Genomic DNA, 12422 nt, shown 5'->3' on the forward strand with positions numbered 1-12422 from the left:
CTACAGCTACATCAAATGTTCCAAAAAAATATAGAAGAGCTAATGCAAATTAGCCGCTATCGGTTGAAGGATTACATCAAAGGACAAAGAGCTATATCGCTTGCCCTATCTACCTTCTAGCTCGCTTGTCCCCCTCTCAGTGCACGAGCGTAATGCACATAACTTCCCCTTAGACTTAGCTAGTGGCGAACAGGCTCCTGTGGCTCTGATTGCTCCTGCTATCAATGGTTAATTCCTAGTCTGAACGAAAAGGCACTCCCGCGAGGGGGTGCTTTTTTGTTGTTAGAATCATAATATTCAAGGAGAGATTTATTGGCTTGATTGATGATACAAAAAAGTACGAATTTATCAATAGGAGTATTAACCGATGCAACTCGAAGACTACTTTAATTTTTTGACTCCCAATGACATTCGCTTAAAAAACTCCCGCATTGGCATTGAAACTATCTTATATGAATACATTTACCGCGCCCGTACCCCTGAAGAAATCGGGCAAATTTATCCTACCCTTACCCTAGAACAAATCCATGCCACTATTCTCTATTACCTGCACGAAAAAGACCGAGTTAGTCAATATCTGGCAGAATGGCTAGAACATTGTCAAAAAGGAGAACAAGAACAGGATTTAAACCCTCCCGCTTTTGTGGAGAAAATGCGGAAATTCAAGGCAGAAATAGCAGCAGAAAATATCAATGAGTATTCAGTATCTAATTGATGAAAATTTACCGCAGCTGTATCGGGAGCAATTATTGCGCCGTCACTCTGATTTAACGGTTTGGATGATTGGCGAACCTGGTGTTCCGTCGAAAAGCACCTTAGACCCAGAAATTTTAATTTGGTGCGAAGCAAATCACTTTATTTTAGTCACAAATAATCGGACTTCTATGCCTGTTCATTTAGCTGATCATCTGGCACAAAGTCGTCATAGTCCAGGGATTTTTGTCTTGCGTCCTAAAGCAACAATTAAAGAGATTATTGAGAATTTAATTCTCATTGCTTTATTAGGCGATGCCCAAGATTATCAAGACCGGATTACTCATATTCCTTTATAAATACTACTTGCTGTTTCTGTTTTATTTTTAGTTGTCTTAGGCGTTGAATCAGGGGAAATGAAGATAAACAATGGTTATTGGAGAAGTTACATCAATAATTAGGATTGAATAATCAAAAAATAACTAAACAGGTATTAATGGATAGTTGGAATGAAGCTTATAGTGATGGATCGGATGAATCAGAAACTTTGATGTTAGAGGGAATACGCCATCATCAACGCCAATTATCTGAGTAAATATGACGATTTTTCAAGGTGAGATTTATTGGATTGATTTAGGAGAACCACAAGGTTCTGAACCTGCTTATCTTCGTCCTTGTGTTGTGGTGCGAAATGATGCTCTGAATCAGTCACAAATTGGGACGGTTATTGTGTGTCCATTAACAACCAATTTGAGACGAGCAAAAGCTATTGGTAATGTTTTATTGAATGAGGGTGAAGGGAATTTACCTGAATCCAGTGTTGTTAATGTTTCACAGGTTTTTACGGTTGATAAACGTCTTTTAACGGAGTCTATCGGAAGACTTTCTTGGGAAAAAATCAAATTAATTATTCAGGGAATTAAGTTGGTTATTGAACCTCAAGAACTCGAATAATAGGGGTTATAAAAGGATTTAAATAATCCATTTTCTCTTAGACTTAGCTAGTAGTGAACAGGCTCCTGTGGCTCTGATTGCTCCTGCTATCAATGGTTAAGTTCTAATCAAATAATTACGACAAAAAAGGTCGGGGCGAACATTAGCTCACCCGGATCTTTTTTAATTGAAATTCACGGCCAAATCACCTGACCAATAACCACTTCTCACTCCAAGCACCGTTAACATTGAAACCACTGCGCGTAGGGGTGAAAGTAAGGGAACCGTAGTCGAAATTATTGCAGATTGTTCCGAAAATAGTGGCATGGACTCGCTCAGGTGGACAGATATCTCCGGCCCCGTAGCCATTCTTTCCGATAGTCCCCAGGTGGGAATAGGTGTTGCCATCCCAATCCCCATTACCGAACCAGGTTGTGTTGGCCGGACCTTCTTTCAGCATACAGCGCAGACCTTTGCCTCTGCGGTTTCCCGTCAAATCAGTTACCTGATATTGATTGAAATGACCACCATTCTGTTTACCGCAGGTTTTGGGACGGGGTAAGGGGTTGTAGTTAACAGAAGAAACCGAACGCCACTCCTCATTCCAAGCCCCAGTCACTCGAATCACTCCTGGTCTGACCGTTCGGATCTCGAGATTACCCGGATAGTTGAAGTTAGCATCCTCCCCGTTACCGTGAATGTCGGACGCAAACCCGACTAACATTCTGCCTCGGTCAATCGCCTGTCCCAGATGACGGTAGGTAGCCCCTTCCCAGGTTCCTTCCCCGTACCAGGACAGACGGGGAATGCTTGAGCCTTGCTGTCCTTTACTGAATTTGACACAACGAATCCCAGTTCCCCGTCGGTTATCTAGCGAACGAACTATATATGTTTCTAGGTGGGGACCACAATTGAAGCGAGTAGCAGTAGTCAGACGGATCGGCTCTATTGGAATTTGAGCGAGGCTGGGCAAAGTTGCCACCAACAGGGCTATACCACTTAATACGATAGTCTTGACAGAACGTAGATTCATAATTTTTTCCTGAAATTGGGAAGCCGTGTTTACTTGCTAATTTCAGAATATTCGGAGTCTAAGGGTGATGTCAGTCCCAAAATAAGTGGAAATTGACGATTTCAATCGTTTCTACTTTTAGTAATAAAATAGAGGAACGTGGAAATTTATAGCAGTTTTCATCAGAATGAGTTATGGGCAAGGAGCTTAAACTCTTTGTTGGCATAACTTGTCGATACCTCATTAACGTGAAAAGGGCTATATATCAGACTGTAATTTAAATGCAAGCCATTTACGCTCTTCAATCATCTTAGCGACAGGATGAACACCAGGCTTTTGATACCATTTCTGCCACATACTCTGTGCTGCGTTAAAAAATAGAGAAGAGGCATCAGCCCAAGTTAAATTTTCGTTTAAAATTAAGTCACTAAGAAGATTCCCCGATTCATCTAGTACATTAATCTTGTGGGGGTTAAACCGATCTTTATCAAATCGCTTTTCATTATTGATTAACTTAGCGAGTAGATTATCACCTTCTAATATATGTTTGACTAAAGTATTTTTAATTTGTTCGTGTTCAGAACACTTACCAATCCCATAAAGAGCATCGCAAACACGACGATTTAGCCCAAGAGAAGCACCTCCTATTAAAGCATAAAAAAAGTGAGTTAAAGCCTCTTTAATTTCACCATTAAATTGAGCTAATTCTCCTTCTAACAAAGCAGTTTCTGATAATAAACCATCTTTTTCTAAAGGACTAATAATATTAGGATTTTGGTCAATAATAGCTTTACTCAGTTTGACTGCTTCTTGGGCTTCACGCGCTTTCCCTAATCGAAGGGAGGTACGACCAGCATAGGCAACCCAGCGCGAAGCTCTTGCCCGAAAACCTATTCTTAGAGAATGGTAACAAGCTGTTAGAAATTGCCCTCTTGTGTTTTCCAGTATTTCTTCCCGACTTAAGGGAGTTACAGAATATTCAAAGTCTTCAAAGTCAAGTAAATAAAAGTTTAGTCTTGCAATAATCCCATTAATTTCTGCAAGCGATTGATAAATATCCATTCCTGGTTCTTTGTAAAATTTCGTATGTCCAATAATTTCAGGAATAGCCTTAACATATTCCTGCAATGTACTTTGTTTTTCTAAAGGGGATTTGTTAAATACAAAGTCGCCCTCACCCGTAGAAAATTCATAGAGATACCTTTCAACATTTAGCAGAATTTCTAATGGTAATAGTTCATTACTTTCCAATGGTAAAGGTTCATGATTTTGAGAATTTATATTTATATTATTTTGATATTCTGCGAGTATAGCGGATAAATTCTCAATTCCTGATCCAGCTTTAGGTAAATTTCCATGAACGTTGTTTTTTCTAAGTAAAATTAATTTAGCATGAAAAACACAGCGCTTTAGTTGAAGACGATAAGGTAGGTAATAGTCTATATTATTGGTTGGTCGGGGAAGCTTATTAAGTTGTTCTTGAGCGTCTTTAATAATTCCTTCCACAACCTTAATGTCGTCTTTAGCACCTTGATCGTTGATATAAATATTTGTAGTATTAAATGATTTAAAGCTATTGAATGAAGTTCTGATTTGAAAAAGCTTCAGTCGAATACTAGACAAGACTTTTAATGTTTCCTTATAAAGTTCTATATTCAAGGTATCAGATTGATTTGCTTCTTTTCTTGATTCACTAGATAGCCATTGTAAGGCTGCTGAAATAACGGACTGTAAGTTACAGATAACGCTATCTCTATCAACCCAATAGCCAACAAATAGCTGCGAACCACTCTTTAAAATAACTGTGCTTTCTATCAAACCGTTAGGGTCAGAGTTAACGTCTTGAAAAGCCAAAAAATGTATATTTTGAAGTTCGTCTTTTAATCCCATGTGTATCATAATACTTGCTATGGCATTCTCTAAAAAAGTGCCATTGGACACACTTGTCCATTCTAACTCTTCAGGAGAGTTATCAGTAAAAGATTTATCATAATAAGTACAATATGTTATGAATAGTTCAACTGCCTTAGATTTGTATTTGCTAATATTCTTGTTTTGCGTAATCTTTTTATTGATTTCTAAGTTTGCCAGTGTTAATTCTTCTTGAAAAGCAATTTCGTTAAAAATCTCTTCGTATATTTTCTTATAGTTAGATTCTTGTCGTATATCAATTGATAAAGGAATAGATTGATATTTTGTGACTCTAAGGCTTAAAGGGATTTGATATTTTTGGGTTTTAGTCTTGACAAAAGTACTTAAAAAAAGAGAAATTGCTTCAGACCGTGAAAAGCTAAGTTTACCACTTGTTCTGAGTCTATTATAGGTTTTGGTAAGCATCTCTTTGATACTTAGTCTTTCTTGTAAACCAATTGGCAATGCCAGGTTTTCCTTCAATTTTTGCTCACGATTTTTGAACTCTTCTAGAGGCATATTGAGATTCTGTCTATTTGCTTTTATAATTTGATGCTCTTTAACTGGAACAATAGATTCAATTAATACTCTCAATTGGTCTTCAGAATCTTGGGACGATAGAAGTTTATTTTTTAATCCGTTAAGATCGCTACGAAGTATTCGCATAATATTTTCAAAACTTCTTAAGGCATCTTTTTCTTCCATTAACTCTAAAATAGTCACAATATTTAGAAGTATGGGATAGAGACGATGAGATACACGAATATAAGAACAGTCATCAGATAAATGTCCAGCGGCCTCAATCCCCTCGTGGCGAGGTATTTCTTTGAAAAGCTCACGAAGAATTCTGGCCTCTTTAATACCATCTACCTTCTGTTCTCCCTCAGTGTTAGTTTTTTTGTATTTTTTGGGCTTGTCTTGTATGTCTTCGATTTGGTTGCTTTTAGTTTCAAGTTCCTGACTACTAAGACCCTTCGTTTGAATTTCTTGTGTAGCAATATAGTCATGCAACGCCTTAGCCTGATCAATGTCAAGGGCAAGCTTGGCAATCTCCTCCGTCTCAAGACGATTAACTGATGCACGACTTGTTTTAGCCCCCTTCGCGATTTCTGATTGACTAGAGAGCAAGTAGGTAATAAGAAAGTTGAAATAGTCTTTGAGCATAATTGGGTCACTTCGGGGACGAGGGATTATTAATCTAGTTTACAGGTTACTGCCTTTGAGAGGGAATATCATCTTTAATTCTCGGTTGGATTGTTTTCACCTCGGCAAGGTTGTAACCTGTTAGTTACAAGAAAAAACTAATCCAATCACACAATTGAGAGAACCGATAAAATCTATGAACTCCTGAAAAAGCTTGCCACATAAGCATTTCGCACCCAAGTACAATTGCTTGTTCACAAAAGTGGAATCTTAAGTTACAATCTGAAACAACGTTAAAGAGGCTGCTTTTTGAGCAGGTATAAGATGACAAAAACAACTTTTGCGTTTCCTGGAGACGATAAAACTCCTCCTCCTTTTCCCTATAAGAGCTGGGATCACTTTCTGGAGGATCATCGTTCTAATCCCCAGAAACTCCTCGACTGGATGAAACAGAATGATCCAGAGTTGGTAGAGAAGGCAAAAAACGGCGATCTATCACCTGAAACAATCGGTTTCTGGCAAAAAGTTCTCAATTCTGAGTTGGTCCGCGTCAATCCCCGTGACCTCCACGGGGACGTTATGGTCACAGATGCGATCAAAAAGGAATCAAAACTAACTGCTGGAATACAAACAATCTCTAATATGTGGAATACAGTCGGTGTTGTTCCTATAGCTTATGCTGGTGTCGGTGGGGGAGTTTCAGGGGTGATGAGTGCTGGAATTGTCTTCTTCCTGTCTCAGTCAGCAGGGAACTATACCTCGACAGCGGCCTCCAATGCTAATCCTGCCAGTCGCAAGTGGGCTAATGCAGCTTTGGCCAGTAATATCAGCTTACAAGTCGTTTTAACGCTGATTTCGGGTGTTGGCTCGGAAATCCTGACTAACTCCGCTCAATTATCTAAGATCTACGCCGACAAAGTAGTAGAAGAACATCTCTATGCCACTCCTCGCCGAAACATAGCTGAAGGAGAACGAGTATTAAAGCAGGCGAAAGTCGCTCAAAACATTTGCGACACAAAAACGGCTGAATATCAACCAGAACGGGGCAAATCGGAGAAACTTTACGATCCTAAAACATCTAGTCTCTACGAAAAATTACATGGACCCCACGGAGTACCTTCAAAGTACTTTGACAAGATACCTACAGCAGATCTACCCTATTGTCTCAAGCCTAAACGGTTAGAAGCTAACGGAGAGAAACTGCGAGGGCAAGGTCAAAACCAACTAGATACGGTGCAATCTACTGTTGAGCAGTCGGGTGGTAGTCTCGAATATCTTAAAAAGGAAAAAAGGGGCCTTTATAGCCAGCATTTTACCGAAAACGGTGGAATTGCTGCCGGACAAGAAGCTGTTAGTACCTCTATGGGGAATTTTCGTAGTAAATTTCGCACTAGAGAGTGGGATAAGCTTGGATTCCCCCTTGTGTTTGCAAGCCTTAGCGTTATTTTCTCCAGTGCATCGATTCTGATGACGGTTCGGCATCGCAATAAGCCCAGCATCGCTTTAACCTTCGATCCAACCGCTAAACAGGGTTTTGACGAGTTAATTCATGCTGTAGCGGAAGGATTGAACAATCAAGAGCCTCCTGCTATTGATGATGACAACCCTTAATAAATTATAGGGTCAATTCATGAATTGACCCTACATTGTCCGTACTATAGGAGATAAAAAAATGTACGTTAATCTCTTCAAGTTTTTACTTCAACCAAACCTCACACCTCAACAAAAACAACTGGTAGCGGATCACTTAAACGAGGACGAAAAACTCCTTTATCTTTACCACCAGTATGTTAAAGAAACAGGGAAATCTCTTTATCCCGGTTTCACAACAAATGTCTCTCTGAAAAAACCACCAAGCACTACTGTTTTGTCAGATCAAGAGAGGGACAAAGAGGCAAAAGTTGATCCCCTTGTATTGTTACAGCTTTTTCAACAAAAAATTGCTGAAACTGGTCAATTTACCTACCCTCCCTTTGTTCAGTTTATGCAGGGTGAGAATAACATAACCTTTCGGATATTAAGCTTAACTAAAGCCAGGGAGGACATTTGCAAAGGAGTAGATCGCTTAGTTGAATTAATGAGGAAAAACCCTAATGATCTAGAAGAAGTTGAGATTGCTTTTCGCCAAATAACAAAAGGAATCGCCCACATAGAGAGGCAGTTAGAAGATGTTTATGATCAATTAAATCAACAACAAGGAAAGTCCCGTAAAAAAAATTTGCTAATTGCTTTGCTAACTGCAACGAATCGTCTGGTTAAAACCATTGATTTTGCTGGCAAAAAAAGGAAGACAATACTAGAGATGCAGTCGTTCAACGACTCAGTAATTCAGAGCTACTATGAGTTTATGTTAGAACCCCGTGATCCTAACATCAGACAGTCAACGAGAAAGCATTTGATTGAATTAAAGATTAAGGCGATTCGCTGGGAAGGTGTCATTCATGAAATCTTGGAGAGCCAAAATCAAAGATTTTCCATGGGTATCAGACGTTCTTCTCCCGTAGATATTTCCAAGAAATAGTGCCAATGTTCTTTACGATAGTTTTCTATATGTTAATCAAAAACCACTCCCCTCCCCTTAACCCGTGTCTATTAGCAACCATAAAGCTTTAATTTTAGTTTTCACCCATAGTTGAGGTAAAATCAATCATGTCTAGCTTGTTTCCGCAAAGCTCCATTAACAGCCAAAAACGTATTTTGAAACACCTGCTACATATTGTTGATTATGTCAACAACAATTTTATCTACGAAATAGGCAAATTTCACGCAAGATTTTGGCCGATATTAATAGGATTTGTCTATACTTTTGCTGTCGCGCAAGTTTGGCTAACTTTCAAGAATAACCCAAGGATGCACCATTATCGAGATGCGTTCAAAATCAATTGGTTCTATGTGATTCCCTACACCATTTTATGTGTGTCATTTTGGTGGTTTTTTGCACCAGTTGTTCTAGATTTCTGTGTCTTATTACGAGATCTTTTGGAATTGTCTAAAAACGACAACCCTTCTAATTATCAATTAGGTTGGAGAATTTTTGTGACTTTTCTACAAAACCAGCTAGATTCTCACAGAGTAGTTCTGATTTTTATAGTTGTTCTTCAAGGGTTTCTATTTCGTTGGTGGTCAAAGACTGTTGTAACAGTCGTAGATAATGACATCAGACCTCTAGACACTGATGAGATTAAAAAGAAAAAGGTGGATGCTCTGATAAAACGCATTGACGATCAATATAATCATCTAAGAATGGAACCAGATCGACAAAAACGGGAGGAAATTCGCCGAGAAATTCAGCAATTAGAACTAAAATTAGATCAGATAACTGGTCACATTGATTCACCTGATGATTATTTGCTCAATAAATCTCTTGACTTTAACTCATTAGATGATGATGTTGATTGGTTCAACCAAGCTCTCAGCAACCCAGATTATGAAGATGGGGAAGATGAATTTCCCTTACCTAAGATTTAGTTAAGCTAAATAAATATCCCTTCTTTCAATAAGAGGGGATAACTCAAAAAAATTGTGAATTTCTGGAGAAACCCAATATGTCTTATCCTTTTCCTAATCCCAACTCACCCCCACCTTCTACTCATAAAAACCATAAGCAAGGCAAACCTAAAAAAATCTCTGTTGACCTTCAATCTGTACTCGCTAACCCCGATGATTTCCCGATTAAAGCCAGTGAAAATAAAATTTATCTAGGACAAGCTGCCGCTTATCCTAATAGTAAAGAAAGAACTCCCTTCTGGCTTCCTACTGCACTGTTTGATAGCCATTTGTTTATAGGGGGGGCAATTGGTTCGGGTAAAACAACCGTTTTATTTAGGCTAATTTCAGGCGCATTAAGATGGTATGGAACGGTAATTATCTCAGAAGCCAAAGGAGGCGTTAGAGGAACAAAAGAAGGGGCCGCTTTTACTGATTTAGCGGCTTACCTTCAAGAAAAAGATCCTAAGATTTCCGTTTGTCGTTGGCCTCGTGGCGAATACTATTTTAATCCTCTTGAAAACCTCTTAAATTCTTCAGAGAGACGAGAATTTTTTGAAATGCTATGTCAAGTGATCATCTCACAGTATGAAGGCATGAGCGGTGACTTACTGGCAGTTATTTATAATGCTGCTGCGATTGCTGAATATTTGTTAGTTTTATTGCAAAACTTTTATCCTCCTGACGCTCTCACTCTCAGAAGTTTAGTCAATTTATTATCTATGCCTAAACAAGTTGAAGAGGCCTTAAAAAATGGTAAAAATAAAATCAATCTTGATCTTAATAGTCAAAACCTAACCCCCGAAAAAAAGGAGGAATTACAGGAGAGAACTAACCTCCTAGAAAAAATAGAACAACAACTGCGCCTTGCTAATTTTTTCTACATGGATCATAAAGAATTAGTCATGACTCGGCGAGGGGTTAAAATTTTTCAGGATCTGTTAGATCAAGAAGACTTACTTACCTATACAGAACCTCATCCCAACCTCAAAAAACTCAGCTTTGATGATATTCTTTATCACAAAACATTGGTCATTTTAAGCCAACCTTTATCCCAATCTTCTTCTAAAATCATTGGGCCTATTTTCCTTGACAATTTTCTCAATCATGTGTTAGAATTAGGATCAAATACCAAAACAAAAAATGGCGAGGATCGTCTTAAAACTCTAGTTATTCTTGATGAAACCCACCGCCTTCCTGTTGGTAAAATTGGTGACTCAGGTGACTATTTACGCGAATATGGTATTGGTTTATTAGAAGTCGCTCCCACTATTCCTAAAGATAACAAAAGATGGGAGCAAAACAAGCACGTTTACCAGACCTTGCTAAGTCTTTCACCGGGGATTCCAACCCTAACCGAACTTATGCGCGATCGCCTTCCTCATATCCCCCCTTCTCCTATGGTTGTCCGAAATTATCAAGATCGTCAAGGAAACATCTTTCCACAACCCGAACGGCGAGAAAATTACGACCTAGTTTTAGGACAAGATAACCCCGGTATTACCTCTCGTTCAATGCAGTTATCAGGACGTTTTACAGGGTTACTTCAGTCATCTTTTATTGATGAAAATCGGAGACTTTTTTGGATTGATTTTGAAGATGAATTATTGGCAAACATTAAAACTTTGCTAAAAAAGGCTCTGGCTCCTGATGCAACTCATCAAGATAAAAACTTAGTGGATTATGCACTTGGCTTGGACAAATACAGACCCCTTTAATCATTTCTTGATTTCATTAATTCTCTAGGAGAGTATCAACTATGTCAAACAAAAATAAATTCGGTTTCGGTTTCGATCTAGTCGAAGATTTTGTCGTTGATAAGGCTCAAGACAGTCCTGATAATTATGCTGCCAAAGGCGATATTAATCAGATGGAAGCTGATAATATCACTGATGAGGGTGATATTGTTAACATTGATGCCGATAATGTTACCAAAGATGGAGATAATATTAATATCGATGACATCAAGATTGAAGCTGATAATATCGCTCAAGAAGGTGATATTATTGAAGGCGACCAGAACAATTACTATATTAGTATTTCCTCTTGTCAACCAGAAAGTGATTCGCCGAGTGAGGTTGAGCCTGAACAAGATTCTATTGTCAATGATGCTCCCCTGCCGGACGCTAAAGATTTAGAAATTGAATCTCCTCCCGAACCTGAATTTGATTTTGAAATTGGGGGTTAGTCGCATTAGCTGACTTTAGTTCGGACTAAGAAGATTTGGTCATGACTTCCACGAAGAATAGAGCTAACCAGCTGCGGTAAAATTAGGGTTTCGGCTTATCCTCAACTTAGCTTAACTAGGAATAGGCCGATTTATGTTAGGTGCGCTATGTTATGTTATTATACAATGTATAATAACATAACGGGGATTGTCGTCATGGATATCGAACTAAAAAAATGGGGAAATAGTCTTGGATTCCGAATTCCCCACAAAATCGCTGAAAGCTTCGGACTCAATGAGAATTCAGTTGTTGAACTCACAGAATCAAAGGACGCTCTTGTGATTACCAAGAAGCCATGCAATCCGACGCTCGATCAGCTATTGGCCAGCATTCCGGAAGACTTTCAGTATCCAGAAGATATACTCGATTTCGTTGAAAGCGGGCCAAGTGGTAAGGAGATGATATGAATATTCGACGGGGAGAGGTAATCAGAATCAATTTGAACCCGACAAGTGGGAGAGAGCAATCAGGAGATGCGCGTCCCTGTCTGGTGCTGAGTCACGGGAAATTTAATGCTGACCGGAAAGGAATCGTCGTGGTGAGTCCCATAACAAGCACGATCAAGCCGGGGATCAAAACAATGATCCCTATTCCCGACGGTTTTGCGGTTCGCGGCTCGGTAATAGCCGAGCAGGTGAGAACGGTTGATCTTAATACTCGCTGGTGGAAAACAACCGGAGAGGTTCTACCATTCGAGTTTGTCAACCGCGTGGTCGCAACCTTAAGCGTGATTATCGGGTGACGACTATTTTTTCGATAGAAAACCGACAGACACCCCGAAATGGAGATTACCGATGCCCAATCCCCAACCCGCTCCCGATAGGGGTTCACCTTTGAGGGTTAAATACAGAAGCCAAAAACCTAACTAATATTATCCAAAATTACTCATGACTTGTGCTATAATCGTTCTATGAGTAAGTTAACCATATCGGAAGCCGCTAAATTGAAAGGTGTAAGCGTATCGACGTTAAGGCGTTGGGAGTCTGAAGGTAAACTAATTCCAGAACGGACTGCTA

General features: G+C 39.1%; 13 protein-coding genes and 2 pseudogenes. 13 read left to right on the plus strand and 2 right to left on the minus strand.

Annotated elements, in window-relative coordinates:
• Window positions 1–139 precede the first annotated feature (139 nt).
• The 5 genes and pseudogenes from IM515_RS07245 to IM515_RS07260 all read left to right on the plus strand — a co-directional run.
• A pseudogene (locus IM515_RS07245) lies at window positions 140–232 on the plus strand (photosystem II protein D1); the annotation flags it as partial.
• A 135-nt stretch (window positions 233–367) separates the two neighbouring features.
• On the plus strand, window positions 368–715 hold the full coding sequence (locus IM515_RS07250) for a DUF433 domain-containing protein (protein ID WP_045358164.1): 348 nt from the start codon (window positions 368–370) through the stop codon (window positions 713–715).
• Window positions 693–1052 (plus strand): DUF5615 family PIN-like protein, encoded by a 360-nt coding sequence (locus IM515_RS07255; protein ID WP_287629145.1) that lies wholly within the window; start codon window positions 693–695, stop codon window positions 1050–1052. The genes IM515_RS07250 and IM515_RS07255 overlap by 23 nt, the downstream gene beginning before the upstream one ends.
• Window positions 1053–1099: 47 nt before the next feature.
• Window positions 1100–1288, plus strand: a pseudogene (locus tag IM515_RS25860) (hypothetical protein).
• A 2-nt stretch (window positions 1289–1290) separates the two neighbouring features.
• Window positions 1291–1647 (plus strand): type II toxin-antitoxin system PemK/MazF family toxin, encoded by a 357-nt coding sequence (locus IM515_RS07260; RefSeq protein WP_287629146.1) that lies wholly within the window; start codon window positions 1291–1293, stop codon window positions 1645–1647.
• Window positions 1648–1831: 184 nt separating this feature from the next.
• On the opposite strand, the gene IM515_RS07265 is transcribed toward IM515_RS07260, so the two are convergent.
• Window positions 1832–2659 (minus strand): hypothetical protein, encoded by an 828-nt coding sequence (locus IM515_RS07265; protein ID WP_287629147.1) that lies wholly within the window; start codon window positions 2657–2659, stop codon window positions 1832–1834.
• 237 nt (window positions 2660–2896) lie between these two features.
• Complete coding sequence (locus tag IM515_RS07270) at window positions 2897–5713, minus strand: hypothetical protein (protein WP_287629148.1); 2817 nt, start codon at window positions 5711–5713, stop codon at window positions 2897–2899.
• Between the two features lie 303 nt (window positions 5714–6016).
• On the opposite strand from IM515_RS07270, the gene IM515_RS07275 reads away from it, so the two are divergent.
• From IM515_RS07275 to IM515_RS07310, 8 genes are all read left to right on the plus strand, one after another.
• Window positions 6017–7303, plus strand: a complete 1287-nt coding sequence (locus IM515_RS07275; protein WP_287629149.1) for a hypothetical protein — start codon at window positions 6017–6019, stop codon at window positions 7301–7303.
• Between the two features lie 61 nt (window positions 7304–7364).
• Window positions 7365–8213, plus strand: coding sequence for a hypothetical protein (locus IM515_RS07280; protein WP_287629150.1), 849 nt, complete (start codon window positions 7365–7367; stop codon window positions 8211–8213).
• A gap of 128 nt (window positions 8214–8341) precedes the next feature.
• Window positions 8342–9160: a hypothetical protein gene (locus IM515_RS07285; RefSeq protein WP_287629151.1), complete on the plus strand. Its 819-nt coding sequence runs from the start codon at window positions 8342–8344 to the stop codon at window positions 9158–9160.
• A 77-nt stretch (window positions 9161–9237) separates the two neighbouring features.
• Window positions 9238–10896: a type IV secretory system conjugative DNA transfer family protein gene (locus tag IM515_RS07290; RefSeq protein WP_287629152.1), complete on the plus strand. Its 1659-nt coding sequence runs from the start codon at window positions 9238–9240 to the stop codon at window positions 10894–10896.
• A gap of 41 nt (window positions 10897–10937) precedes the next feature.
• Window positions 10938–11366, plus strand: a complete 429-nt coding sequence (locus IM515_RS07295; protein ID WP_287629154.1) for a hypothetical protein — start codon at window positions 10938–10940, stop codon at window positions 11364–11366.
• A 195-nt stretch (window positions 11367–11561) separates the two neighbouring features.
• Window positions 11562–11813: an AbrB/MazE/SpoVT family DNA-binding domain-containing protein gene (locus IM515_RS07300; protein ID WP_287629155.1), complete on the plus strand. Its 252-nt coding sequence runs from the start codon at window positions 11562–11564 to the stop codon at window positions 11811–11813.
• Window positions 11810–12148 (plus strand): type II toxin-antitoxin system PemK/MazF family toxin, encoded by a 339-nt coding sequence (locus IM515_RS07305; RefSeq protein WP_002772504.1) that lies wholly within the window; start codon window positions 11810–11812, stop codon window positions 12146–12148. The genes IM515_RS07300 and IM515_RS07305 overlap by 4 nt, the downstream gene beginning before the upstream one ends.
• Window positions 12149–12316: 168 nt before the next feature.
• The coding region (locus IM515_RS07310) for a MerR family DNA-binding transcriptional regulator (RefSeq protein ID WP_287629156.1) at window positions 12317–12422 on the plus strand (106 nt) is incomplete at its 3' end.

Origin of the sequence: Microcystis sp. M44BS1, assembly GCF_020244875.1 — a bacterium.
GTDB lineage: Bacteria > Cyanobacteriota > Cyanobacteriia > Cyanobacteriales > Microcystaceae > Microcystis > Microcystis panniformis.

Bases quoted from the DNA above. Each gene is read 5' to 3' on its own strand.
- IM515_RS07290 (WP_287629152.1), top strand. From the start codon at position 9,238: ATGTCTTATCCTTTTCCTAATCCCAACTCACCCCCACCTTCTACTCAT.
- IM515_RS07255 (WP_287629145.1), top strand. From the start codon at position 693: ATGAGTATTCAGTATCTAATTGATGAAAATTTACCGCAGCTGTATCGG.
- IM515_RS07260 (WP_287629146.1), top strand. From the start codon at position 1,291: ATGACGATTTTTCAAGGTGAGATTTATTGGATTGATTTAGGAGAACCA.
- IM515_RS07265 (WP_287629147.1), bottom strand. From the start codon at position 2,659: ATGAATCTACGTTCTGTCAAGACTATCGTATTAAGTGGTATAGCCCTG.
- IM515_RS07280 (WP_287629150.1), top strand. From the start codon at position 7,365: ATGTACGTTAATCTCTTCAAGTTTTTACTTCAACCAAACCTCACACCT.
- IM515_RS07270 (WP_287629148.1), bottom strand. From the start codon at position 5,713: ATGCTCAAAGACTATTTCAACTTTCTTATTACCTACTTGCTCTCTAGT.
- IM515_RS07295 (WP_287629154.1), top strand. From the start codon at position 10,938: ATGTCAAACAAAAATAAATTCGGTTTCGGTTTCGATCTAGTCGAAGAT.
- IM515_RS07275 (WP_287629149.1), top strand. From the start codon at position 6,017: ATGACAAAAACAACTTTTGCGTTTCCTGGAGACGATAAAACTCCTCCT.
- IM515_RS07305 (WP_002772504.1), top strand. From the start codon at position 11,810: ATGAATATTCGACGGGGAGAGGTAATCAGAATCAATTTGAACCCGACA.
- IM515_RS07300 (WP_287629155.1), top strand. From the start codon at position 11,562: ATGGATATCGAACTAAAAAAATGGGGAAATAGTCTTGGATTCCGAATT.
- IM515_RS07250 (WP_045358164.1), top strand. From the start codon at position 368: ATGCAACTCGAAGACTACTTTAATTTTTTGACTCCCAATGACATTCGC.
- IM515_RS07285 (WP_287629151.1), top strand. From the start codon at position 8,342: ATGTCTAGCTTGTTTCCGCAAAGCTCCATTAACAGCCAAAAACGTATT.